This window comes from Streptomyces sp. SID1328, assembly GCF_009865595.1.
Lineage (GTDB): Bacteria > Actinomycetota > Actinomycetes > Streptomycetales > Streptomycetaceae > Streptomyces > Streptomyces griseoluteus.
Genome location: NZ_WWKH01000850.1, coordinates 15225 through 40834 on the forward strand (window position 1 = coordinate 15225; position 25610 = coordinate 40834).

Below are 25610 nucleotides of genomic sequence, written 5' to 3' on the forward strand. Positions count from 1 at the left end.
ACCCTTGACATCACCGGCCACTTGACCACCTACTGGTTCCTGCGCAGCAAGCTGACAACGTTGTCCGAAGTAAGCGCGGGAGGGGAATCCGTAGATGCAGCGGAGATCTAGGCACAGATGGACTCCGGCGGTCGTCCTCACGACCGCCTTTGTCATGGGCGTCGGCGTGCAGGGGGCGGCGGTCGCCGTGCCGGCCAGGGCCCCGGCCGCCGCCACGGAGTTCGCGTCCTCGTTCGAGTCCGGGGACCCGGCGCCGGACTGGCTGAACACCGTCGAGACCGGACCGGGTGGCGCCAAGCGCTCCTCGGGCGTGGACGGCGGTTACACCACCGGCATTCCGGGCAATGTCACCGACCACGTCACCGATCTGCGGGCGAGCGGGGAGAACACCGGCGCGGGCGAGGTGAAGGAGAACCTCACCGATGTCGATCCCGGTAGCAAATGGCTGACGTTCGCACCCACCGGCTGGGTGGAGTTCGACCTGGACCAGCCGGTTGAGCTCGCCGCCTACGCGCTCACCTCGGCCAACGACCACGACGAGCGCGACCCGAAGGACTGGCGGCTGCAGGGCTCGGCGGACGGCAAGGACTGGAAGACCCTCGACACCCGTACCGGCGAGACCTTCCCGGACCGGTTCGGGACCAAGTCGTACCAGCTCACCACACCGGCCGAGTACCAGCACTTCCGGCTGGAGGTGACGAAGAACAACGGCGCCTCGGACGCACTCCAGTTGGCGGACGTGCAGTTCTCCACCGGCGGCGGTGACGGTCCCGCGCCGCAGGACATGCTGAGCCTCGTAGACAAGGGCCCGAGCGGCTCCCCCACCGCCAAGTCGCGGGCGGGCTTCACCGGCACCCACGCCCTGCGCTACGCGGGACGGCACACCGCCGACGGCCGGGGCTACTCGTACAACAAGGTCTTCGACGTCGATGTGAAGGTGGCCCGCGACACCCGGCTGTCGTACCGCCTCTTCCCGTCGATGGCCGACGGCGACCGGGACTACGACGCCACCAACGTCAGCGTGGACCTGGCCTTCACCGACGGCACCTACCTCAGCCAGCTCGGCGCGCGGGACCAGCACGGGTTCCCGCTGACTCCGCGCGGCCAGGGCGATGCCAAGGTGCTGTACGTCAACCAGTGGAACGACGTGGCGTCCCGGATCGGCGCGGTGGCCGCGGGCAAGACCGTCGACCGCGTCCTGGTGGCGTACGACTCCCCCAAGGGCCCGGCGAAGTTCCGGGGCTGGGTCGACGACGTGGCGCTGAGGCGGGTGGCCCCCGAGCGGCCCAAGGCGCACCTGTCGGACTACGCGCTGACCACGCGCGGCACCAACTCCAGCGGCAGCTTCTCGCGGGGCAACAACTTCCCGGCCGCCGCGATGCCGCACGGGTTCAACTTCTGGACCCCGGTGACCAACGCGTCCTCGCTGAGCTGGCTGTACGAGTACGCGCGGGCCAACAACGAGGACAACCTGCCGACCGTGCAGGCGTTCAGCGCCAGCCATGAGCCGAGTCCGTGGATGGGCGACCGGCAGACCTTCCAGTTGATGCCGTCCGCCGCGAAGGGCACCCCGGACACCGGCCGCGAGGCCCGTGAGCTGGCCTTCCGGCACGAGAACGAGACGGCCCGGCCGTACTACTACGGGGTCAGGTTCGAGAACGGCCTCAAGGCCGAGATGACCCCGACCGACCACGCGGCCGTGCTGCGCTTCAGCTACCCCGGCGACGACGCGAGCGTGCTGTTCGACAACGTCACCGAGCAGGCGGGGCTGACGCTGGACAAGGAGCACGGGATCGTCACCGGCTACTCCGACGTGAAGTCGGGGCTGTCCACGGGCGCGACCCGGCTGTTCGTCTACGGCACCTTCGACAAGCCGGTCACCGAGGGCTCGTCCAGTGGGGTGAAGGGCTATCTGCGGTTCGCCGCGGGCGCCGACCGTACGGTGACCCTGCGCCTGGCGACCTCGCTGATCAGCCTGGACCAGGCGAAGGACAACCTGCGCCAGGAGATCCCGGACGGCACCTCCTTCGACACCGTCAAGGCGCGCGCCCAGCGGGCCTGGGACAAGATCCTCGGCAAGGTCGAGGTGGAGGGCGCCACCCCGGAGCAGCTCACCACGCTGTACTCCAGCATGTACCGGCTCTACCTCTACCCGAACTCGGGCTTCGAGAAGGTCGGGGAGAAGGACCAGTACGCCTCGCCGTTCTCCGCCATGCCCGGCCCGGACACCCCGACGCACACCGGCGCCAAGATCGTCGACGGCAAGGTGTACGTCAACAACGGCTTCTGGGACACGTACCGCACCACCTGGCCCGCCTACTCGTTCCTGACGCCCTCCCAGGCGGGCGAGATGGTCGACGGGTTCGTGCAGCAGTACAAGGACGGCGGCTGGACCTCCCGCTGGTCCTCCCCCGGCTACGCCGACCTGATGACCGGCACCTCCTCGGACGTGGCGTTCGCGGACGCCTACGTCAAGGGCGTGAAGTTCGACGCGAAGGCGGCGTACGACGCGGCGGTGAAGAACGCGACCGTGGTGCCGCCGAGTTCGGGCGTCGGCCGCAAGGGCATGGCCACCTCGCCCTTCCTCGGGTACACCAGCACCGACACCAACGAGGGCTTCTCCTGGGCCATGGAGGGCTATGTCAACGACTACGGCATCGCCAAGATGGGCGAGGCCCTCTACGAGAAGACCGGCGAGAAGCGGTACAAGGAGGAGTCGGCGTACTTCCTCAACCGGGCCCGCGACTATGTGAACCTCTTCGACGCGAAGGCCGGTTTCTTCCAGGGCCGGACCGCCAAGGGCGACTGGCGCGTGGACTCCGCCAAGTACGACCCGCGCGTGTGGGGTTACGACTACACGGAGACCGACGGCTGGGGTTACGCCTTCACCGCTCCGCAGGACAGCCGCGGCCTGGCGAACCTCTACGGCGGCCGCAAGGCCCTCGGCGACAAGCTGGACGAATACTTCGCCACCCCGGAGACCGCCTCCCCGGAGTTCACCGGCTCCTACGGCGGTGTCATCCACGAGATGACCGAGGCGCGGGACGTCCGGATGGGCCAGTACGGCCACTCCAACCAGGTCGCCCACCACGTCAACTACATGTACGACGCGGCCGGCGAGCCCTGGAAGGCGCAGAAGAACGTCCGCGAGGTGCTGTCCCGCCTGTACACGGGCAGCGAGATCGGGCAGGGCTACCACGGCGACGAGGACAACGGCGAGCAGTCGGCCTGGTACCTCTTCTCCTCGCTCGGCTTCTACCCGCTGGTCATGGGCAGCGGGGAGTACGCCATCGGCTCACCGCAGTTCAAGAAGGCCACCGTCCATCTGGAGAACGGCCGGGACCTGGTGATCAAGGCCCCGGACAACAGCGACCGCAATGTGTACATCCAGGGTGTCCGCTTCAACGGCCGCTCCTGGAACTCCACTTCGCTCCCCCACTCGCTGCTGTCCAAGGGCGGGGTGCTGGACTTCTCGATGGGGCCGCGGCCCTCGTCGTGGGGTTCGGGCAAGGACGCCGCCCCGGTGTCGGTCACCGAGGACGACAAGGTGCCGACCCCGCGCGCGGACGTGCTGAAGGGCGACGGCGCGCTGTTCGACAACACCTCGGCGACGAGCGCGGCGGTCACCTCGGTGGACCTGCCGACGGGTGACGCGACCAAGGCGGTGCAATACACGCTGACCTCGTCGGCGGACCGTACGAAGGCGCCCACCGGCTGGACCCTGCAGGGCTCCACGGACGGCACCACCTGGCGGACGCTGGACAAGCGCTCCGGTGAATCCTTCGCCTGGGACCGCCAGACACGGGCGTTCAGCGTGAGTGCGCCGGGCTCGTACACCAAGTACCGGCTGGTGCTGGACGGGGAGTCGACGCTGGCGGAGGTGGAACTGCTGGCCTGACGGCTCCGGATCGAGGGGGGGGGAGGGGCGGTCCCGCGCGGGGGCCGCCCCTTCCTCGTGGCTCGTGCCGTCTGCTCGGCCGTTGAGGGGGCATTAGCCCGTTGGTCGGGCCCGCGCCGTCCGGCCCGACCATCCGACCGAGCCGAGGAGTTGTACCGATGCCGACCGCCGTACCGGAGAGATCAGCAGGCCTGCCCGAGGACGGCACCCGCCCCGTCAGGACGACTTCCACCGGCCGCCCTCGCGAACTGCCGCGCGGTATGGCGCGGGCGGCGGCCTCCATCGGGGCGCTGGCGGTGTGCCAGGCCGTCCTGATGATCGGCATCGGCTTCCTGATCACCGGCCCCGCCCGGCACGTGTGGCCGGTGACGGCCGAGGACGGCGTCAACCGGGGCCTGGAGCGGCTGCGTACCTCCACCCTGACCACGCTCTCCTCGATCGGGTCCGAGCTGGGCAACACGGGCACCGTGATCGGGGTGACGCTGGCGGCCTGCCTGGCGATGATCTTCATACCCAGGCTGCCGATGTGGCGTCAGGTGTCGTTCCTGGCGCTCGGGGTCGCGCTCCAGTCGCTGGTGTTCCTGGTCATCACCATCGCGGTGGACCGCCAGCGCCCCCATGTGCACCGGCTCGACGGCTCCCTGCCGACCTCCAGCTACACCTCCGGCCACACCGGTGCGGCCACCGCGATCTACGGCGGTCTCGCGGTCCTCGTACTGTCCCGCGTGCGGAGCCCCTGGCGCCGGGTGCTGGCCGCGCTGCTGTTCCTGCTCCCGGTCGTCGTGGGCCTCTCCCGGCTGTACCGGGGCATGCACCACCCGACCGACGTGGCGGGCGGCATGATCAACGGCGCGCTGTCCCTGCTGATCGTCGGGCACGCCCTGCTCCGCGACGGCCGTGTGTCGGCCCCCGCCGCGCTGCCCGAGGCCCCTCCGGCCCCTCGCGCCGAGCTGCTGCCGGGCCGGGTCGCGGTGGTCGTCAACCCGACCACGGTCGACGAGAGCGCGCGCGACGAGCTGCGCCGGGTCCTCGCCCAGCACGGCCACCGGGAACCGGTGTTCATCGAGACGACGGCCGCCGACCCCGGCGGCGGCCAGACCGCCCGGGCGCTGGACGAGGGTGCCGCGCTGGTCGTGGTCTGCGGCGGCGACGGCACGGTCCGCGCGGCCGCCGACCGGCTGGCCGGCAGCGGGGTCCCGCTCGCCGTGGTGCCCTTCGGGACCGGCAACCTGCTCGCCCGCAACCTCGGCCTCCCGCTCACCCCGGCCGAGGCGCTCGACGCGGCCCTCGGCGGTGCTCCCCGCGTCATCGACCTCGCCCGGATCGAGGGCGACGGCCTCCCCGCCACCCACTTCGCCGTGATGTCCGGTGTCGGCCTGGACGCCGCGATGATGAAGTACGCGGAGGAGCACGACCGGGCCAAGGCGCTGCTGGGCTGGCCCGCCTACGTCCTGGCCGCCCCGAAGGCGATGCGCGGCCCCCGGATGGGCCTGAGCGTCCGCCTGGACGGCGGCCAGCCGCTGCGCCGTACCGCCCGTATGGTGCTCGTCGGCAACACCGGCGCCCTCCAGGGCGGTCTGCGGCTGCTCCCGGACGCCCGTCCCGACGACGGGATGCTGGACCTGCTGATCCTCGACCCGCAGGGCCCCGGCGGCTGGCTGCGCACGGTGAGCGCCCTGCTCCTGCACGGCAAGCGAGAGGGTGAGGACGGCGAGGGGCAGCCGGAGTTCCGTACCTTCCGGCGCGCCGATTTCACCTTCGACGCCCCGGAGCCCCGCGAGATCGACGGCGACCCGGTCGGCACCGGGCTCCGGCTCTCCGTGGAGGTCGTGCCGGGCGCGCTGACCGTGCTGGTCCCCAACCGGGAGGGCTGACATGGGCAGCGCCACCAAGGTCCCGGAGACGCGGGACATGAGCGGGGACGAACTCTCCGCCGACGAGGCGTGGGTGGCCCTGCGCCGCTACGGCGGCTGGTCCCTGCTACGCGACGCGTTCCTCCGCTTCCGGTACGCCGACGGCTTCAGCCACTCCCGCGCGCTCGCCCTGCAGACCGTGCTCTCGGTGATCCCGCTGGCCCTGGCCTTCGTCGGCCTCTCCACCAGCCTGCACACCGAGGACATCGGCCGGATGGCCGAGCTGACCATCCACCGCATCGCCGAGGGACCCAGCGCGGAGGTGGTCGACGACGCGCTCGACCGCAGCCGCCGCAAGGCGGGCGACGGCGCCGAGGTCGCCCTCTGGTTCGGCGCGATCTTCTCGATCGTGAACGTCACCACGGCGATGTGCCAGATAGAGCGGGGCGCCAACCGCATCTACGGCAACGAACGCGACCGGCCCTTCCACCTCAAGTACTCGCGCGGGCTGGTCATGGCGCTGTGCGCGGGGTTCCCGCTCGGCCTGGGCTTCGTCGTGATGGTCGCCGGCGACGACCTGGCCTCGGCCGCGGGGGCGGTCTACGGGCTGGGCTCGCACGCGCAGATGGTGTGGAACATCGTGCGCTGGCCCTTCGGACTGCTGCTCGCCCTGATCTCCGCCAGCGCGATCTTCCGGCGCTCACCGCGCCGCAAGCAACCGGGCTACACCTGGCTGGCCTTCGGCGCGGCGGTGTATCTGGTGCTGTGGATGACGCTGACCTGGGTACTCACCCTGTACCTGGACCTGAGCGGCTCCTTCGACACCGTCTACGGTCCGCTGAGCGCCTTCATGTCCCTGCTGCTGTGGGCCTACCTGACCTCGCTCGCCCTGTTCCTCGGGCTGTCCTTCGCGGCCCAGCTGGAGGCGGCGCGCGGGCGGCGGCCCGAACCGATCCAACCCGATCCGGGGGTCTGATGCCGACGAAAACCACGACCCTGCGGGCCACCGACCGGCGGTTCGGCATCCGGCTGCTGGCGGCGGCCGGGGTCGCCGCGGCCGCCGCCGTGCCGTTCGCTCTGCTGCTGATCCTGGTGGAGGGCCGCTGGCGGCCGCTGCGCGACCTCGACCGCGACGCCGCGAACGGTCTGCACGAGGTCGCCGTGGACCATCCGGCGTGGACGAGCACCCTGCGCGTGCTGTCCAACTATGTGTGGGACCCGCTCACCCTGCGGGTGGGCGTGGCGCTGCTGACCGGCTGGCTGCTGTGGCGCGGTGCCCGGCGGCTGGCCGCGTGGGCGGCGGCGACGGCGGTGGCCGGGGGCCTGATCGGGCTCGGCGTGAAGACGCTGGTCGAACGGGCGCGGCCGGTCCTGGTGGACCCGGTGGCGCACGCGCCGGGCTACTCGTTCCCGTCCGGGCACGCGATGACCGCCACCACCTCGTTCGCGGTGTTCCTGCTGGTCCTGCTCCCCATGGTGCCGCGCCGGGCCCGGATCGCGTGCTGGGTGGTGGCGGTGGTGTCCGTGGTGGGGGTCGGCTTCACCCGCGTCGCGCTCGGCGTGCACTGGTTCAGCGACGTGCTGGGCGGGTGGCTGCTCGGGCTGGCCGTGGTCGTCCTGACCAGCCGGGCCTTCGAGGCGTGGCGGTCGGACACCGGCCAACGGCCCACGCACGTCGCGGAGGGGCTGGAGCCCGAGCTGACCGGCCCGAGTCCCGAGCCGGACAGCACCCCCCGCTGAGCCGCGTCACACGCCGGTCAGCCGGCCGATCTCCTGCGGGTCGAGCCCCGTCAGCCGGGCGATGCGCGGGGCCGGGACCCCGGCGGTCAGCGCCCGGTGCACCAGGGTTTCCCAGCCCTCGGTGGCGTCCCGGAAGTCCAGCAGCTCACGCTCCATGTCGGTGACGGACTGGGGCGCGCACTCCTGCTGGACCCGGACCTCCTCCTCCGCGGTCAGCGGGATCGGCAGCCGCTCGGCCTCCTCGGGGATGAGGATCTCCGACCCGGCGGGCAGAATCCTCAACTGCTCGGAGGACGGGGCGACGTCGTGGGCGGAGATCCAGCCCCGCACGGCCGGGGTCTGGTCGCATTCCAGCGGGGCGACGGCGGCCATGGCCGCGCCGAGGCTCGGGTGACGGTCGGGGAGCAGGAAGAGGTAAGCCTCGTCGGCCATCGGGCGGTTCCGCCTTGTCGGTGTCGGTTTGGGTGGGAAGACAGATGCTACTGCCGCCGCACCCCGCCGAGGAGACGGAACCGCCCCGGTTCACTTGCCGGCGAGCGCGAAGACGTGCAGGTCTCCGTCGTCCGGCAGCTTCACGCTCCTGATCTCCTTCCCCTCCGGCGCGGCGAACGGCTTGGTGGCGAACACGTAGGTGGCCACCGGGTCCTTGTCGGCGCCCGCGACATTGCGGTACGCGGCCTTGGCGACGACCTCGTTGCCGTACTGCACGGTGCCGCCCCCGCCGCCGACGGTCCAGTCGGTGAAGGAGAGGTCGGCGGTTCCGGTGCTGCCGTCGGTGTAGGTGACGGTCGCCTTGGCGGACTGGTTGCCGTTGACGGCGCTGCCGACGAAGGCCAACGCGGTCGCCGGGTCCTTCAGTTCGACGGTCTGGCCGTGGGCGGAGGCGTTGTCCGGACGGCCGGCGGGAGAGTCTGGCCAGGTGAAGGCGAGGCCGCCGGTGGTGGCCCGCTTGCCCGGAGTGAGGCCGGCCGCGGCGAGGGCCTGCTTGGAGTAGCTCCAGCCGCCGCCGTCGTAGTCCGCCTCGTCGTGGTCGCCGGTGTCGTCGGAGACGCCGGTGTTGTCGTAGGCGGCCAGCAGGGTGCCGGGGGCGGCGACGGTCAGGGAGACGGGCTGCTCGTAGGAGGTGTCGCCGGAGGTCACCGTGACCTTGGCGGTGTAGAAGCCCTGGGTGGCGTCGTCGGCCGCGGTCAGGGTGATCCGCTGGGCGCCGCCGGTCACCGTTCCCTCGGCGGGGGTGGCCGTGACTCCGGTGGGCGTCTCGACCTTGAAGCGGACCTCGGGGCCGGTGCCGCCGTTCAGGGGCAGGGCCCGTACGCCGACCGCGGTGCTGTCACCGGGGGCGAGGGTGGCGGTGGTCGGGCCGACCCCGATCTGGTACGGCTGCTCGCCCTGCCGGAAGGAGGGCGGCGGGGTCGTGGCGCCCCACGTGCGGTTCGGGGTGGTGCCCAGCCGGTAGTCGAGCCGGCCGCCGTCCCGCACGAAGGACGCGGGCAGCCAGGCGCGGTCACTGGAGCGGCCGTTGACCTTCAGGGACTGGACGTACGGCGCGTCGGCGGACGCGCCCTCGGCCCGGATCGAGATGTCGTTGCCCTGCGGGCGGGTGATCTCCACCCGCTCGAACAGCGGTGAGGCCAGCACGAGTTCCGCCCGTGAGGGCACCTGCGGGTACATGCCCAGGGCGGAGAAGACGTACCAGGCCGACATCGCGCCCAGGTCGTCGTTGCCGGGGATGCCGCCCGGCCCGGTGGACCAGAGCTGCCCCATCGCCGCGCGCACCGTCTCCTGCGTCTTGTACGGGGCGCCCGCGTAGGCGTACAGGTACGGCACGTTGATCGAGGGCTCGTTGTCCATCTCGGACTTGGCCCCGCCCTGGCCGGTGAACGCCCACTTGCCGTCGGCGGTGTGGAAGAAGGAGTCCAGCCGGGCCAGCGCCTGGCCGGTGCCGCCCAGCGCGGCGAACAGCCCGGCCGGGTTGTGCTGGACCATCCAGGTGTACTGGGCGGCGCTGCCCTCCACGAACCCGTTGCCGGTGTCCGGGGTGAAGCCGGTGACCCAACTGCCGTCCGCCTTGCGGTTGGCGATGTAGCCGCCGGTGGAGTCGGCCGCGATGTTGAAGTTGTTCTGCCACCACTGGGCGCGTTCGGCGAACTGCTTCTCGGTCCGCTTCTCCCCTGCCGCCGCCGCGAGCTGGGAGAGGGAGAAGTCGGCGGTGGACATCTCCAGTGTCTCGGCGGCGCCGCCCCAGGCGTTGGAGACGCTGGGCATGTAGTGCAGCTTCAGGTACTTGTCGAGCGAGGGGCGCTGGCCGACGGACAGCACCGGCTTTCCGGCTGCGGAGAGGTCCTGCTCGGTCGGCACGGTCGCCGCCTCGACCAGGGATTTCAGGGCGCCCTTGAGGTCGAAGCCGGTGCCGCCGAAGGCGTGGATTCCGGCGAGCGCGCTGGGCGAGGGGTCGCCGTTCATCACGTGGGTGCCGCCCGCGTTGTGCAGCCAGCGGTCCCAGGTCCCGCCGTTCTGGCCGGCCAGCTCGTAGAGCGACTGGGCGATGTCCGAGCCGGTGCGCGGGTCGAGCAGGGTGAGCAACTGGACCTGGTCGCGGTAGACGTCCCAGCCGGAGAAGGTGCCGTACTGGGCGCGGTGGCCGTGACCCACGCGGTGCACCTTGCCGTCGCTGCCCCGGTAGCGGCCGTCGGCGTCGCTGATCACGTTGGGGTGGAACAGGGCGTGGTAGAGCGCGGTGTAGAAGGTGGTGCGCTCGGCGTCGGTGCCGCCGCCGACCCGGACGGCGCCGAGGCGCTCCCGCCAGGCGGCGCGGGCCGCGTCCCGTACCGCGTCGAAGGAGCGGTGCCGTCCGTTCTCCGCGCGGAGGTTGGCCTCGGCGGCGTCCTGACTGACGTAGGAGATGCCGACCTTGACGTTCACCGGGCCCTCACCGGGCGCGAACTCGACATAGCCGCCGGCGCCCTTGCCCGCGACGGGCCGGCCGCCGTGGGAGAAGCCGCCGGTACCGCCGGAGGCGCTGGTGGAGCCGGGGTTCAGCTTGTCGTCCTGCCAGGTGCCGGTGGCCTTGAAGGCACGGTCGAAGTGGGCGGTGAAGTACATGGTGTAGTACGAGCGCTGTCCCTCGGGGTCGAGGTAGCCGCAGAAGTTGCCGGAGGTGACGGACCCCGAGACGGTGTGGCTCTCGGGGTCGATACTGACCGTCGAATCCTCCGACCCGACCTCGGAGTTGGCGGTGCGCACCAGCAGCGAGGCGGGCTTGCCGGCCGGGTATGTGAAGCGGCCGGAGCCGGTACGGGCGGTCGCGGTCAGGTCGGCGGTGACACCGGAGGCGAGGCCCACCTTGTAGTGGCCGGGCTCGGCGGTCTCGTCGGTGTGCTTGAAGTCGGAGGCGTAGACGGCGTCCTTGGTGTCGCTCGCCGGGGAGGAGGTGACGTCACCGGCGTACGGGAAGAAGGGGATGTCCCCGCTGCCGCCCGCGCAGCCGGTGCCGGACATGTGGGTGAGGCTGAAACCCCGCACGCGGGTGGCGTCGTAGTGGTAGCCGCCGGGCGCGGTGGTCCGGGTGGCGTCGCCTCTGGTCGTCTCCGGGCTCCAGGAGAGCATGCCGAAGGGCACCACGGCGCCGGGGTAGGTGTCGCCGCCGTTGCTGCTGCCGATCAGCGGATCGACGTACGGCGTCGGGTCGTCGACCAGGCCGGGGGGTGCGGTGCCCGCCGCGAGGGCGGGGGTGGCGCCGCCCACCGCGAGCGCGGCGGCCAGCAGCAGGGACATGGGACGGAAACGCATCACGCGGCCCTTCCTCCTTGCGGACGGGTCGCGCACCACGGGTCGCACAAGCCGCAGGGACAGTAACGCGTGCCCACGGCCTCACGGAAGGGGGCCGCCGTGTTGTCCCAAGTACCTTGACATCGTTGTCCGTTGGACCGGTAGAGTCAGGAGCGGACCCACTAGACAACGTTGTCGCGCCCCACCGCAGGCCAAGCCACCCGCACCGCGCACGACCCCAGTCCGCTCCGGGCGGGCACCCCGTCCCCCGGCCCCGCCCGGAGCACCCCCGCGCTCACCTCCCCGAGCACGGCGAAGGGCCGCACCCCCGTCACCGGGAGTGCGGCCCTCTACTGCGTGGCGCCAGACCCTACTTGCGGATCAGGCTGCGCAGCACGTACTGCATGATGCCGCCGTTGCGGTAGTAGTCCGCCTCGCCGGGGGTGTCGATGCGGACGACCGCGTCGAACTCCACGCCGGTGTCGGTGGTGACCTTGACCGTGCGCGGGGTGGTGCCGTTGTTCAGCTCCTCGACGCCGGTGAAGGAGAAGGTCTCCTCGCCGGTCAGGCCGAGGGAGGCCGCGGTGGCACCCTCCGGGAACTGGAGCGGGAGCACGCCCATGCCGATGAGGTTCGAGCGGTGGATGCGCTCGTAGGACTCGGCGATGACGGCCTTGACGCCGAGGAGCGCGGTGCCCTTGGCGGCCCAGTCGCGGGACGAGCCGGAGCCGTACTCCTTGCCCGCCAGCACGACCAGCGGAATGCCCTGGTCGATGTAGTTGCGCGAGGCGTCGTAGATGAAGGAGACCGGCGCGCCCTCCTGCGTGAAGTCGCGGGTGTAGCCGCCCTCGGTGCCCGGCGCGATCTGGTTGCGCAGGCGGATGTTGGCGAAGGTGCCGCGGATCATGACCTCGTGGTTGCCACGGCGCGAGCCGTAGGAGTTGAAGTCACGACGCTCCACACCGTGCTCGGTGAGGTACTGGCCCGCCGGGGTGTCGGCCTTGATGGCGCCGGCCGGGGAGATGTGGTCGGTGGTGACCGAGTCGCCCAGCTTGGCGAGCACACGGGCACCGGTGATGTCGGTGACCGGGGACGGCTCCGTCTGCATGCCCTCGAAGTACGGGGGCTTGCGGACGTAGGTCGACTCCGCGTCCCACTCGAAGGTGTTGCCGGTCGGGATCGACAGGGCCTGCCACTGGGCGTCGCCCGCGAAGACGTCCTCGTAGGACTTGGCGAACATGTCCTCGCCGATGGCGTTCGCCACGACCTCGTTGACCTCGGCCTCGGAGGGCCAGATGTCCTCGAGGTGGACCGGGTTGCCGTCCTGGTCGATGCCCAGGGCGTCCTTGGTGATGTCCACCTTCATGGAGCCCGCGAGGGCGTAGGCGACCACCAGCGGCGGGGATGCCAGGTAGTTCATCTTGACGTCGGGGTTGATCCGGCCCTCGAAGTTGCGGTTGCCCGAGAGGACCGACGTGACCGCGAGGTCGTGGTCGTTGATGGCCTTGGAGACCTCCTCCGGCAGCGGGCCGGAGTTGCCGATGCAGGTGGTGCAGCCGTAACCGACCAGGTTGAAGCCGACCTTGTCGAGGTAGGGGGTCAGACCCGCCTTCTCGAAGTAGTCGGTGACGACCTTGGAGCCCGGGGCGAGGGTGGTCTTGACCCACGGCTTGCGGGTCAGGCCCTTCTCGACGGCCTTCTTGGCGACGAGCGCCGCGGCGACCATGACGTACGGGTTGGAGGTGTTGGTGCAGGAGGTGATGGCCGCGACCGTCACCGCACCGTGGTCCAGCTCGTAGGTGGTGCCGTCGGGGGCGGTCACGGTGACCGGGTTGGACGGGACGGACCCGGTGCCCTGGCCGTGCTGCGGGGCGCCGGCGCCGTTCTCCTCGCGGCCGTAGGCCGGGGCGTCGGAGGCCGGGAAGGACTCGGCGCTGGCCTCGTCGACCACGGAGGCGGCGGCGTCCGGCGTCTGGGCGACGGGGGCCTCGACGTAGTTCAGGACGTCCTTGGCGAACTGCTGGGCGGCCTCGGCGAGGACGATGCGGTCCTGCGGGCGCTTCGGGCCGGCGATGGAGGGGACGACCGTGGAGAGGTCCAGCTCCAGCTTCTCGGAGAAGTCGGGCTCGGCCTTCGGGTCCAGCCAGAGGCCCTGCTCCTTGGCGTACGCCTCGACGAGCGCGACCTGCTGGTCCGAACGGCCGGTCAGACGCAGGTAGTTCAGGGTCTCGTCGTCGATCGGGAAGATCGCGGCGGTGGAGCCGAACTCCGGCGACATGTTGCCGATGGTGGCGCGGTTGGCCAGGGAGGTGGCGGCCACGCCCTCGCCGTAGAACTCGACGAACTTGCCGACCACACCGTGCTGGCGCAGCATCTCGGTGATGGTGAGCACCAGGTCGGTGGCGGTGGTGCCGGGCTGGAGCTCACCGGTGAGCTTGAAGCCGACGACGCGCGGGATCAGCATGGAGACCGGCTGACCGAGCATGGCGGCCTCGGCCTCGATGCCGCCGACGCCCCAGCCGAGCACACCGAGGCCGTTGACCATGGTGGTGTGCGAGTCGGTGCCGACCAGGGTGTCGGGGTAGGCCTTGCCGTCACGGACCATGACGACGCGGGCCAGGTGCTCGATGTTCACCTGGTGGACGATGCCGGTGCCCGGCGGGACGACCTTGAAGTCGTCGAAGGCGGTCTGGCCCCAGCGCAGGAACTGGTAGCGCTCCTTGTTGCGGCCGTACTCCAGGTCGACGTTCTGCTTGAACGCGTCCTTGGTGCCGAACTTGTCGGCGATGACGGAGTGGTCGATGACCATCTCGGCCGGGGAGAGCGGGTTGATCTTCGCCGGGTCGCCGCCGAGCGCCGCGACGGCCTCACGCATGGTCGCGAGGTCCACGACACAGGGAACGCCGGTGAAGTCCTGCATGATCACGCGGGCCGGCGTGAACTGGATCTCCTGGCTGGGCTGGGCCTGCGAGTCCCAGCCACCGAGGGCGCGGATGTGGTCGGCGGTGATGTTCGCGCCGTCCTCCGTGCGGAGCAGGTTCTCCAGCAGGACCTTCAGGCTGTACGGCAGGCGGGCTGAGCCCTCGACCTTGTCCAGCCGGAAGATCTCGTACGACTCGTCGCCCACCTGCAGCGTGCTGCGGGCGTCGAAGCTGTTCGCCGACACGACAGTCTCCTTCATTGATGTGCGCGTTCCACCGCATCCTGCCGCCACGCCGGTCCAGCATTCCGCTAAGGTAAGGCTAAGTTAGGTAACCCTTACCAGGGTGACTGCCGCGGTGCGCCTCGGCAGATATCTCGATGTCGAGATAACTCTAGTACATGGGGGCTGAATGGTCATGCCCGGATGGCGGGTGTGACGGGTCCATCACGCCCGGAATGGGGAGGCGCACCGGGTTGCGCGACTGGGACGATCACCGGATGAGCCCCTTCTCGTACCGCCGCGACTTCGTACGGGAGCCGCACCCTGTCGACCTCACCGCCCGCCCGGACCTGGCGGCCGCGCTCGACGCCGTCAACCGGGACCTGGCGGCGACACTGGCCGGAGGCCGGACCGATGCGGCTGATGTGCACGCCGTCGGACGACGAGGACATCCCGGACCAGTTCCACGCGGCCCTGCCCGACGGCCGCTGGCACGGCGGCGTGACGCACCCCGCCGCACCCGGCATCGCCGAGGCGGCCCAGGAGACGGTCCAGGCGGTGCTGTGGCAGGTGTGGCCGGTGTGCCCGGAGCACCGCACCGGGGTGCACGCGGACGCCGGGACGGACGAGCGGCCGGAGTGGTGGTGCCGGGCCGGCGAGGGCCACGAGCTGTGCGAGGTGGGCGAACTGGCGCAAACCCTCCCCGGTAGGCAGCGCCGGGCGCTGCGCCGGAAAGAACGCAGGCGGGAGGGGTGAGCGGCGGCCATCAGTAAGCCATATGGGGGTATCCGAGTTGAGCGCCCCTCAGAGGCGCCGACAATCGGAGGAGACAGCCATGGGCCTGACGTTCCGCAAGAGCTTCCGCATCCTTCCCGGCGTGCGGCTGAACATCAACCGTCACTCCTGGTCCATCACGACCGGCGGTGGCAAGCACGGTCCCCGTCACACCCACAGCAGCACCGGACGCCGTACGACCTCGATGGACCTGCCGGGTCCGTTCGGCTGGCGCAAGACCACGACCAAGAAGCGCTGACCGCGCCTCCGGCGGCCGCTGACCCGGCGTCACCCGAACGGACCCCCCAGGAGGCGTGATCTCATATCTGAGATAACCTCAACCTCATGTCAGACGACTACCTCGTACGCATCGGCAAGCTCATCCGTGACGCCCGGCAGCACCGTGGCTGGACTCAGGCGCAGCTCGCGGACGCGCTCGGCACCAGCCAGAGCGCGGTCAACCGCATCGAGCGCGGCAACCAGAACATCAGCCTTGAGATGATCGCCCGGATCGGTGAAGCCCTGGACAGCGAGATCGTGTCGCTGGGCTACGCGGGTCCGATGCACCTGCGGGTCGTCGGCGGCCGCCGGCTGTCCGGCGCCATCGACGTCAAGACGAGCAAGAACGCGTGTGTGGCGCTGCTGTGCGCGTCCCTGCTGAACAAGGGCCGTACGGTGCTGCGCCGGGTGGCACGGATCGAGGAGGTGTACCGCCTGCTGGAGGTCCTGAACTCCATCGGCGTGCGCACCCGCTGGATCAACGACGGCGTCGACCTGGAGCTGGTCCCGCCGGCCCAGCTGGAGATGGACGCGATCGACGCGGAGGCGGCCGTCCGCACCCGTTCGATCATCATGTTCCTCGGCCCGCTGCTGCACCGCATGGACCGCTTCATGCTGCCGTACGCGGGCGGCTGCGACCTCGGCACCCGCACGATCGAGCCGCACATGATCGCGCTGCGCCGGTTCGGCCTGGACGTCGCGGCGACCGAGGGCCAGTACCACGCCGTGGTGGACCGCACGGTCCGCCCGGACCGCCCGATCGTGCTGACCGAGCGCGGCGACACCGTGACGGAGAACGCGCTGCTGGCGGCGGCCCGCCATGACGGCGTGACCGTCATCCGCAACGCGTCCTCGAACTACATGGTGCAGGACCTCTGCTTCTTCCTGGAGGCCCTCGGCGTACGGGTCGAGGGCATCGGCACCACCACGCTCACCGTGCACGGCGTGCCCAACATCGACATCGATGTCGACTACTCCCCCTCCGAGGACCCGGTCGAAGCGATGAGCCTGGTCGCGGCGGCCGTGGTGACGGAGTCGGAGCTGACGGTGCGCCGGGTGCCGATCGAGTTCCTGGAGATCGAGCTGGCGGTCCTGGAGGAGATGGGGCTCGACCACGACCGCAGCCGTGAGTACTTCGCGGACAACGGCCGCACCCGCCTGGTCGACCTCACGGTCCGCCCCTCCAAGCTGGAGGCGCCGATCGACAAGATCCACCCCATGCCGTTCCCCGGCCTCAACATCGACAACGTCCCCTTCTTCGCGGCCATCGCCGCCGTCGCCCAGGGCCAGACCCTCATCCACGACTGGGTCTACGACAACCGGGCCATCTACCTCACCGACCTCAATCGCCTCGGCGGCCGCCTGCAGTTGCTGGACCCCCACCGCGTCCTGGTCGAGGGCCCGACCCGCTGGCGCGCCGCCGAGATGATGTGCCCGCCCGCGCTCCGCCCCGCGGTCGTCGTGCTGCTGGCCATGATGGCCGCCGAAGGCACGTCGGTGCTGCGCAACGTGTACGTCATCAACCGGGGGTACGAGGATCTGGCGGAGCGGCTGAATTCGATCGGGGCGCAGATCGAGATCTTCCGGGACATCTGAAAGCCTGCAGAGAAAGCGCCGCCGCACCCCAGCTGACCTGTATGAACGCGGGGCGGGAGGGGAGGTGGCGGCGTCTCTGGGACTTCTCTGGGACTTTCGGTCGGAGGCAACTTCATATCTGCGCCCGCCGCGCGCTCAGCATGCTCCTCAGCAGGGCCCCAGTCCAAGGTCCATGAGCAAGTCGTCCAGCACCGTTTCCTCCTCGACCCGGACACCGCACTCGGCGAGGGCGACGGCCGGAGCAGGGTCCCAGGGAGTTGCGGTTACTGCTGCTCGGTAATCGGCGGCCGTGTAGCGCCGCCCGCGAGCACGCTGTAGCCCTCGCGGACCGGCCACTCTTCGGCCCACAGCCCGCCGCGCCGCCTGCCACGGCCGCTCACCGCGACTGGCACGCCCGCCAGGTCCCGCGGTGGCGAGCCACGCCCCGCCACCGCGGCCCGACCGCCCCGGCACCCTCGGCATCGCTGCGACGGCGAGGAGCCGCGCGTCAGTTCGGCGTCGCGGTGGTGTGGTGCGGTCGGTTGTGTACCAGCAGGGCTGAGGCGAGGGCCGCGCACAGGAACACGGCGGCGATGACGACCAGGCCGGCGTGGACGCCGGAGGTGAAGGCGTCGCCGATCGCGGCGGTCACGTTCGGCGGGGCTGCCCGGTGGCCCACGCTGCCGCTGGATACGGCGTGTTCGACGGTGGGCCAGGCCGCTCGGGGCACGTGGTGGGCATCCAGCTGGGGCGGCAGTTGGGACTGGAGCCGGCTGGCGAGCAGTGCGCCGAGGAGGGAGGTGCCAGTGACGGATCCGACCTGGCGGAAGGTGTTGACGGCTCCGGAGGCCATGCCGGCCTGTTCATGGGAGACGCTGACCAGGGCGGCGGCGGTGCTCGGCGCAGCCACCATCCCGCTTGCGGCTCCGAAGAGCGCGTAGAGCCACCACACCCGGGCATAGGGGGTGGTCGGCTCCAGTGTGGTGAGTCCGGCCGTGGCGGCGGCCCCGATGAGGAAGCCCAGGGTCAGTGGGAGCTTGAAGCCGGTGCGGCGGATCACGCGTCCGGTCGCGTAACTGACGATGACGTAGACGCCGAAGAAGGCCAGCAGCCGCCAGCCCACGTCCAGGGCGGACAGGTGCTGGACACGCTCGTAGAAGAGCACCGACAGGATGGCCAGGCCGGTGAAGCCGAACAGGGAGACGGCCGCGACGAACATGACGGCGCTGAAGGATGCCGACCGGAACAGGGTGATGTCCAGCATGGGTGTGCGGCCGGCGCGCTCGACGAGGACGAAACCGGTCATGGCCGCTGCCGCGGTGATCCATGCGATGAGGATGCGGGGGCTGGTGTAGCCGTCGTGTCCGCCTTCGATGAGGGCGTAGACGAGGGCGGTGATGCCCAGGACGGCCAGGACCTGGCCGGGGATGTCGAGCTTGCCGGCGGGGCCGCGCGATTCCGCTACGAAGGCTGCTGCGGCGAGGGTGACCACGGCGAGAACGGCGGTCGACAGGAAGACCGTGTCCCAGTGGAAGTGGTCCAGCAGTGTGCCGGCGATCAGGGGGCCTGCGGCGAGTCCGATACCCGAGGAGGCCGCCCAGATGGTGACGACTTCGGTGCGCCGGTGGGGGTCGGGGAACGTGGCTCCCAGGGTGGCCAGGCTGTTGGGCAGGATGAGTGCGCCGCCGAGGCCGGAGACGAGCTGGCCGGCGATGACACCTTCCGCCGAACCGGCCGCGTAGACGATGAGCGAGCCGATGATCATGATCGCGGCGCCGGTGACGAAGGCGCGCTTGCGGCCGTAGAGGTTGCCGATGGTGCCCGCGGACATCACCAGACTGGCCACGACCAGGGTGTACGCGGAGGGGATCCAGACGAGGCCGGTCGGGGAGACGTGCAGGTCGTCCTGGATGGCCGACATTGCCGACACCGATGCGGTGATCAGCAGAAAGGTCGTCATGGCGCCCAGGCACATCGCGATGAGCGTGAGGCCGGCGGCGAGCCGGGAGGGGTGGTCCGGGGAGGGCCGGACACCGGGGTGCCGGTCGGTCGGCTCGAGCCGGCCCGGGGCGGGAGGAGGAATGGAGGTCACGGTTTCCTCGTCTCAGCCGAGCTGCGGGTAAAGGGCGGCGACGCCGCCGGAGAGGTCGGCCTGTACCTGGCGGCTGCGGTCGTCGACGACGATCTCGGCGGCCCCGGCGGCAATGCCGTCGACGGCCGCGCGGGCGACGCCCGCCGGGTCGGCCTTGGGCCCGTTGACATGGCGGGCCATGTCGGTGTCCATGTAACCGACGTGGAGTCCGGACACGGTGATGCCCCGGGGCGCGAGCTGCTGGCGAACCGCGTTGGTCAGGCTCCACTCCGCGGACTTCGCGGCGGCGTAGGCACCGACGCCGGGAAAGCTGATCCACGACAGCGCGGACAGGATGTTGAGGACGGCGCCTCCGCCCTGGGACTCGATCACGGGAGTCAAAGCCCGGATCATGCCGAGGGTGCCCAGATAGTGGGTCTCCATCTCCAGGCGGACGGCGTCCCAGTCGCCGGTCAGCAGATCGGCACCCGTGGAACTGCCCGCGTTGTTGATCAGGACGGAGATGTCACGGGCCTCCTCGGCCGCCGCGGCTACGGAGGCGGGGTCGGTGATGTCGAGCCGTATCGCTTTCACGCCGGGCAGATCGATCTGGTCCGGCCGACGGGCCGCCCCGTACACCCTGGCGCCACGCGCGAGCAGCTCCTGGGCGAGCGCCCTGCCGAGCCCGCGGTTGGCCCCGGTGACCAGGACGGTCGCTGTGCTGATGTCCATGATTCCTCCCTCGTGCTGCGCACGACCCAGCTGACTTATGATTGCGTAAGTCAGCTCGACCATATAGGCTGACTTGGCTGGAGGCAAGCCAGGTGAAGGGTGGAGAGATGAAGGATCTGCTGCAGGAACGGGACGCCTGGTCCATGGCCAACTGCTCCATCGCCAGGACTCTGGAGATCGTCGGCAACAGGACAGCGCTGCTGATCATGCGCGAGGCGTTCTTCGGCACACGCCGGTTCGACGACTTCGCCAAGCGTGTGGGCATCGGCGAACCCGCCGCCGCGGCGCGTCTGAAGGAACTGACCGCCGCTGGACTCCTGGAACGCGTCCCCTACCAGGAGCCCGGCCAGCGGACCCGGTACGCCTATCAACTGACCCAGAAGGGGCGGGACTTCCGGACCGTCATCGTGGCGCTGCGGCAGTGGGGCGACACCTGGGCCGCCGACGAACAAGGACCCCCCGTGGTCGTACGCCACGAGAATTGCGGGGCCCCGGTGCACGCGGTGCTCCGCTGCGAAGACGGCCACGACGTGCCGATCGGGGACTCGTTCGTCGACGCCGGCCCGGGTCTCCTCCGCGTCAGCCCCGACAGCCCTGAACCCAGCGGCGGCTGAAACACCCGGCAGGACGATTCCACCGCAGCAGCGGCCCGCCCCCGCCATCACCGACCGGCATACCAGACCGACAACTCACCCCCCGAGGAACTCCCGCATGTCCGAAACGTCGAAGAAGTCCCTGAGTGCCGACGCGGCCGGCCAGGCAGGAGCGGCAATACACAGATCACGCGTGTTCGGCTGGGAAGACCCTGCCATTTCCGCCGACGCCGTCCCTCACCACAGCGGCCTGGACTTCCTCCGCGAGATCCTGGCCGGGCGCCTGCCCGCCCCGCCGATCGCCGCCGCCTTGGGCTTCACCCTGGAGGAGGCCGAGCACGGCCGGGCGGTCTTCGTCCTGGTGCCGGGCGAGGAGCACTACAACCCGATCGGCAGCGTCCACGGCGGCGTCTACGCCACGCTGCTCGACTCGGCGGCCGGCTGCGCGGTGCAGTCCGTGCTGCCTCAGGGCATGGGGTACACCTCGATCGACCTGACCTTGAAGTTCCTGCGCCCGATCACCGTCGACACCGGCAAGGTTCGCGCCATAGGCACCGTCCTCAACAGCGGCCGCCGCACCGCCCTCGCCCAGGCAGAGCTCCGCGACTCCGACGACCGGCTCCTGGCCCACGCCACCAGCAGCTGCATGCTCTTCCCGGTCGTGGCCCGCTGACCACCATGCGCGGCGCGACGGAGGGCCCACGGAACTGGTGACCCGTCCGGCCTCGTTCTCCATGCGCTCGCCCGAGGCGTGCTTTGAAAGCCGGCTCTGCTCCTCGCCCGCGCGGACCACATCCTTCCCGCGCGCCGCAGCGACACCGGCCCGGCCGTGCGCGGCGGCCCCGCACCTGACGGTGCGGGGCCGCCGGGGAAAGGGGTCCTACGAAGGCTTGCCGTGGTTCTCGACGTGGCGTCACTGGAGTGTGCGCAGCTCCGTGGGCGCGGGGGCGCGTGGGGTGCGGCGGCCGGACGCCGCACTTCTCCGTGCGCCCCGCAGGCCGGTGGCGGGCTCGGACCCGTCGCGGTCGTCCGTGATGCACAGGGCGTCTTCCCTCGCCGCGTGCACGCACGGTAGGCCCGCAGGCGAACGAGCGCCTCTCCGGACAGCGGCAGTACGGTCGCCCAGTGTCCCGCCCCGGCCGCAACAGCCGTTACTGGACGGCAGAAACGGACGCGGCTCCTTCACCGACGCCGACGGCCCCTCGACCACGAGGCTCCTGCTGAATGCCGGACAAGCCCGCCGCAGCAACGCCGTGGACCTCTAGTCGTCGAAGACGATGACCAGGCGGCCGACGACATCCCCCCTCCGAGAGCTTCGAGGTTCTCGTTGACGTCCTCAAGCTTGACCTTGGTGACATCGTGTTCGACGAGGCCCTTCTCGGCGAGCGAGAGCACCTCGACCAGATTTGCGTGATTGCCCCAACGGCCCTGACCGCTACTTCCTGGTGGTGCACGCCGTCGACGTGGAGAAGCTGGAGGTGTCCGGGACGACGACCCCCGCGCTCATGGACTTCCTTTTGTTCACCCACGCGATCGCACGGGCCTCCGTGTTCGCCACGTACGAGCGGTGAGTGACGGGCGGGCGAGTGGAACGGAATGCGGACCGAGGGCGGCGCGATCGGGAATGCGGAGTAGAACAGGAATGCCCTTTTTCTGGAATCCAAATGCCGCGTGCAGCACGTCTGGTCAAGAAAAGGGACTGTTTCCGGCGCCGCAAACGGGAGGTAATTGCAAAACTTGCCGACGCCAGATGCCACTCGTACCCTTGCCGATATGGCTGTCGCATCAACGAATCCGGCCGCAGGCGAGGTTGTCGAAATATTCGGCATGCGCGAGTTCATGAACGCCAAGACCGTCTGGGTGGGCGGGTGACGAGAGGGGAACGTGACGGTGGGCGCATCCACTCCGGCCGGGCTGCGGGCGGCGCGCTCACGTGGCTGCGCGGCCGCGATCCGGGACTGGCGGCGCTGCGGCGGGCACTGCGGGCGGCGATCCTGACACCCTCCGTCCTCGCCGTGACGTACTTCGGTCTGGGCCGGCCGGACATCGCGGTCTTCGCGGCCTTCGGCTCACTGGTGCTGACGCTGTTCGTGGACTTCGGCGGCCCGATGCGCGAGCGGATCGCCGGCCAGGCGGCGCTGATCGTGGCCACCACGGTCAGGACCTGCCTGGGCACCCTGGCCGGCCGGACGCTCTGGCTGACGGGAGCGGTGACCTTCGTCATCGCGTTCTGCGTCCTGTTCTCCGGGATCGTCAGCTCCGCCCTGGCCGGCGCGACCACATCACTCCTGTTCACCTACATCCTGCCGGTGACGCTGGGCGGGCCCCTCGACGCGATCCCGGCGCACGCGATCGGATGGGCGCTGGGCGGTGCGGCCTCGATGATCGGCGTCACCCTCATGTGGCCGGTCCCCGTCAGCGAGCCGCTGCGCGCGTCCGGCGCGCGGGCCTGTGCCCTGCTCGCCGGCAGACTGCGCGCCGAGGTCGACTGTGCCCCCGACCCGACCGCGCACGATCAGGCCCTCGAAACGGCGGTCCGACAGGCGGAAGAGGGCGTGGCCGACTTGCGGAAGACCTTCTACGGCACGCCGTACCGGCCCACCGGGCTGTCGCTGTCGTCCCGGGCCGTGGTCCGGCTGGTGGACCAGGTGATCTGGCTCGGCTCCGTACTGCACCAGGACCCGCCACGGAGCAGGGACCCGCTGAGCAAGCTCCTGGTGTGCGAGACCAAGATGGCGACGGTGGAGCTCCTGGAGCACAGTGCGGCGCTGCTGCAGGCCGATGTCTCCGTGCCGCACGGCCTCGATCCCCATGTCGCTCGGCTGGAACAGGCTCGGGCGAGCCTCGAGGAGTCCATGATCGGGCTCCTGCCCCGGCGGTCCGCCGTCCCGGTGGCGCCCGCCGACCGCGGGAGCGGGCCGGCCGCCGCCCCCGGGCCGACCGACGCCTTGATCGGTTCGCTCGGGCCAAGTTTCCGGGCTCAGAGCATGAGCTTCGTCGTGCGCGCGATCGCCGGCAACATCCAGCTCGCCGTGACCGCGCGGCAGCGAAGCCGGCGGGACCGGCTGCTCGGCCGTCGTCCCCCGGGAAGCGACTCCGCCCTGTCCTCGGCGCGGGAACGCTTCACGGCACACCTGAGCCGCAACTCCGTCTGGCTCCACAACAGCCTGCGCGGGGCGGCGGCGCTGAGTCTGGCAGTGGTGGTCGCCCACCTGACCGGACTGGGCCACGCCTTCTGGGTGGCCTCCGGCACCCTCGCCGTCCTGCGGTCCAACGCCGTGGGCACGGGCCAGACGGTCCAGCGGGCCCTGCTCGGCACGGTACTGGGATTCGTCGTGGGCGCACCCCTCATTCTGGCGCTGGGCGCACATCCCGTCGTTCTGTGGTTGCTGCTGCCCCTGGCGATCATCCTCGTGGGGATGGAGGCCGCCGTCACGGCGTTCACCGCCGGACAGGCCGGATTCACCATCGTGCTGCTGGTTCTGTTCAGCATCATCCACCCCGAGGGCTGGCAGCTCGGCCTGGTGAGGATCGAGGACGTGGCCCTCGGATGCGCCGTCAGCCTGGTGGTCGGCCTGCTGCTCTGGCCGCTGGGCGCCGCGGCCGCACTGGGCCGGGTGTTGTGCGACGCCCTCGGCGACGGCGCGCGGTATCTGCGCGGTGCCGTCGTGACAGGGGTGGCACTCTGCGACAGGGCCCGAGCCGCGGGCTCGGCCTCCGGCGACGACGACCGGCGGCGGGCGCTGGCCTCCGCCCGCCGGCTCGACGACGCGTTCCGCGAGTACCTGGCAGAACGCGGCACCAAGCACCTCGCGCTGGCCGACGTGACCGCCCTGGTGGACGCGGTCGCCATCCTCCGGCTGACCGCCGACGCCGTCACCGATCTGTGGTCACGCGCGGCGCACGCCCCCGAAAACGGCCGGGCCGCGGCCGGTCACGAGATCCTCGACTCGTGCCAGTCCGTCACCTCGTGGTTCGAGTCGGCCGGCCGGGCATTGGCCGGGGGCGGGGCCGCGCCGGGCCACCCGCCGAGCCGCCCGGTCGTGGACGCGGCCCTGCATGAAAGCGTGAGCCGCGATCTGCGGGCGGGCACGGAACAGGGCACGGCGACGGCCGTGAGGATGGTCTGGATGGCAGACCACCTCGACACGCTGCGCCGCCTCCAGGCGGAGATCGACGGCCCCGTCCGTGCCGCCGCGGCGTCCACGCGGCGACAGCGCGGACGAGGGCGCGGGCTCCGGGCGGCCGTCACATGGCCTCGGCCGCCGGCCGCCCGTGCCGGGGCTCGTCCCGGTTCTCCTCCGCGGGGTTGACACACTTGGTGAGGCAGCGGGTGCGGGAGAGCGCGAACACCCCGTAGACCACCAGGGCCGCTCCCGCGAGCGCCGGGACGAGCCACCAACCGCCGCGGGGCGACTCCGCGTAGAGCGTCACCCCGAGGAAGAAGCTGACCGAGGCGTCACCGAGCGTCAGCGCCGGCTGGGAGCCGATGAGGGGGCCTCCCTGCATCGCATAACCGAGCAGAATGACCGACAACGACCCGGCGATCGCGAACGCGTAGGTCTGCCAGGCCAGGAAGAAGCCCGTCGCTCCCTCCTGGGACAGGACATACATCGAGGACTTCACCAAGGCTGCCGTGAGCGCGTTGCCGATCGCCGCCGCGAGCGCCAAGTAGGCGGCCCGGGCGGCCCCTTGCGGGCGCCGCAGTCCGACGCCGACGAACGCCGCGCCGAGTCCGCCGAGGACGAGGAGCGTCGGTACCCACGCCATGCCCGGCACCTGGGGCCGGCCCCCCGAGGGAGCGGCCGAGAACAGAGCGACGGCCAGGCCGGTGAAGATGCAGATCACGCATCCCCATGCCTTCCGCGAGATCCCGACCCGGAACACCACGCTGCCGAAGAGGAGAGCCAGTGGCAGCTCGAGGATGAAGATCGGCTGGACGGTGGCAAGCGACCCCCAGAGGAGGGCGAGGGCCTGGAACAGCGCGGCGAGAACGGTGCCCAGAATCCCCACGAACCAGGCCGGGTTGTGCAGCAGGTCGCCGACGAGACCCAGTCCCCGCCCCCGGGAATCGGGCACGTGCACCACTGCTCGCCGTTGCAGCACGGTGCCCAGGGCATTGCTGGCAGCAGCCAGGACGGCGAAGATGACCCCGAGGATCATTCCGGTCGCACCGCCTCCGCGT

17 protein-coding genes and 1 pseudogene are annotated in these 25610 nt (G+C 70.8%); 12 read left to right on the plus strand and 6 right to left on the minus strand.

Features of this window, described 5'->3' with window-relative positions:
* The first annotated feature begins 94 nt into the window (after positions 1-94).
* The 4 genes from GT030_RS26890 (at position 95) to GT030_RS26905 (ending at position 7491) form a co-directional block, all read left to right on the plus strand.
* Positions 95-3898 carry a GH92 family glycosyl hydrolase gene (locus GT030_RS26890; RefSeq protein ID WP_202460605.1) on the plus strand — a complete coding sequence of 1268 codons (3804 nt, stop codon included), beginning with the start codon at positions 95-97 and terminating at the stop codon, positions 3896-3898.
* Positions 3899-4158: 260 nt separating this feature from the next.
* Positions 4159-5772 (plus strand): diacylglycerol kinase family protein, encoded by a 1614-nt coding sequence (locus GT030_RS26895; RefSeq protein ID WP_237522846.1) that lies wholly within the window; start codon positions 4159-4161, stop codon positions 5770-5772.
* Position 5773: 1 nt separating this feature from the next.
* Entirely contained in the window at positions 5774-6727 is a 954-nt protein-coding gene (locus GT030_RS26900; protein ID WP_161203327.1) for a YihY/virulence factor BrkB family protein, read from the plus strand.
* Positions 6727-7491, plus strand: coding sequence for a phosphatase PAP2 family protein (locus GT030_RS26905; RefSeq protein ID WP_161203328.1), 765 nt, complete (start codon positions 6727-6729; stop codon positions 7489-7491). Before GT030_RS26900 ends, GT030_RS26905 begins: the two co-directional genes overlap by 1 nt.
* A gap of 6 nt (positions 7492-7497) precedes the next feature.
* Here the strand turns inward: GT030_RS26905 and GT030_RS26910 are convergent, their stop codons facing one another.
* The 3 genes from GT030_RS26910 to GT030_RS26920 form a co-directional block, all read right to left on the minus strand.
* Positions 7498-7923: a DUF6003 family protein gene (locus tag GT030_RS26910; protein WP_161203329.1), complete on the minus strand. Its 426-nt coding sequence runs from the start codon at positions 7921-7923 to the stop codon at positions 7498-7500.
* Between the two features lie 90 nt (positions 7924-8013).
* Positions 8014-11280 carry a GH92 family glycosyl hydrolase gene (locus GT030_RS26915; RefSeq protein ID WP_161203330.1) on the minus strand — a complete coding sequence of 1089 codons (3267 nt, stop codon included), beginning with the start codon at positions 11278-11280 and terminating at the stop codon, positions 8014-8016.
* 349 nt (positions 11281-11629) lie between these two features.
* Positions 11630-14425: an aconitate hydratase gene (locus GT030_RS26920; RefSeq protein ID WP_161203331.1), complete on the minus strand. Its 2796-nt coding sequence runs from the start codon at positions 14423-14425 to the stop codon at positions 11630-11632.
* 390 nt (positions 14426-14815) lie between these two features.
* Here GT030_RS26920 and GT030_RS26925 point away from each other — a divergent pair, with 390 nt between their 5' ends.
* The 4 genes and pseudogenes from GT030_RS26925 to GT030_RS37435 form a co-directional block, all read left to right on the plus strand.
* The gene (locus tag GT030_RS26925; RefSeq protein ID WP_161203332.1) at positions 14816-15157 is read left to right on the plus strand and encodes a hypothetical protein; all 342 of its coding nucleotides are present in this window, start codon (positions 14816-14818) and stop codon (positions 15155-15157) included.
* Between the two features lie 79 nt (positions 15158-15236).
* Complete coding sequence (locus GT030_RS26930; RefSeq protein ID WP_031181605.1) at positions 15237-15434, plus strand: DUF4236 domain-containing protein; 198 nt, start codon at positions 15237-15239, stop codon at positions 15432-15434.
* An 86-nt stretch (positions 15435-15520) separates the two neighbouring features.
* Positions 15521-17050 carry a UDP-N-acetylglucosamine 1-carboxyvinyltransferase gene (locus GT030_RS26935; RefSeq protein WP_161203333.1) on the plus strand — a complete coding sequence of 510 codons (1530 nt, stop codon included), beginning with the start codon at positions 15521-15523 and terminating at the stop codon, positions 17048-17050.
* Between the two features lie 296 nt (positions 17051-17346).
* Positions 17347-17488 (plus strand): annotated as a pseudogene (locus GT030_RS37435) (restriction endonuclease); the annotation flags it as partial.
* A 49-nt stretch (positions 17489-17537) separates the two neighbouring features.
* Here the strand turns inward: GT030_RS37435 and GT030_RS26945 are convergent.
* Together GT030_RS26945 and GT030_RS26950 are read right to left on the minus strand one after the other, a co-directional pair.
* On the minus strand, positions 17538-19121 hold the full coding sequence (locus tag GT030_RS26945; protein WP_346009756.1) for an MFS transporter: 1584 nt from the start codon (positions 19119-19121) through the stop codon (positions 17538-17540).
* A 12-nt stretch (positions 19122-19133) separates the two neighbouring features.
* On the minus strand, positions 19134-19832 hold the full coding sequence (locus GT030_RS26950) for an SDR family oxidoreductase (protein ID WP_161203334.1): 699 nt from the start codon (positions 19830-19832) through the stop codon (positions 19134-19136).
* 107 nt (positions 19833-19939) lie between these two features.
* On the opposite strand from GT030_RS26950, the gene GT030_RS26955 reads away from it, so the two are divergent.
* The 4 genes from GT030_RS26955 to GT030_RS37440 all read left to right on the plus strand — a co-directional run bounded on the left by GT030_RS26955 (position 19940) and on the right by GT030_RS37440 (position 24738).
* A complete protein-coding gene (locus tag GT030_RS26955; RefSeq protein ID WP_161203335.1) occupies positions 19940-20446 on the plus strand; it encodes a helix-turn-helix domain-containing protein in 507 nt (168 codons plus the stop codon).
* Between the two features lie 157 nt (positions 20447-20603).
* A complete protein-coding gene (locus tag GT030_RS26960) occupies positions 20604-21098 on the plus strand; it encodes a PaaI family thioesterase (RefSeq protein ID WP_161203347.1) in 495 nt (164 codons plus the stop codon).
* 733 nt (positions 21099-21831) lie between these two features.
* Positions 21832-21996, plus strand: a complete 165-nt coding sequence (locus GT030_RS26965; protein ID WP_202460608.1) for a hypothetical protein — start codon at positions 21832-21834, stop codon at positions 21994-21996.
* Positions 21997-22293: 297 nt separating this feature from the next.
* A complete protein-coding gene (locus GT030_RS37440; RefSeq protein WP_161203336.1) occupies positions 22294-24738 on the plus strand; it encodes an FUSC family protein in 2445 nt (814 codons plus the stop codon).
* Here GT030_RS37440 and GT030_RS26975 read toward each other — a convergent pair.
* Complete coding sequence (locus GT030_RS26975) at positions 24674-25588, minus strand: DMT family transporter (protein ID WP_161203337.1); 915 nt, start codon at positions 25586-25588, stop codon at positions 24674-24676. The genes GT030_RS37440 and GT030_RS26975 overlap by 65 nt on opposite strands.
* Positions 25589-25610: the final 22 nt, after the last annotated feature.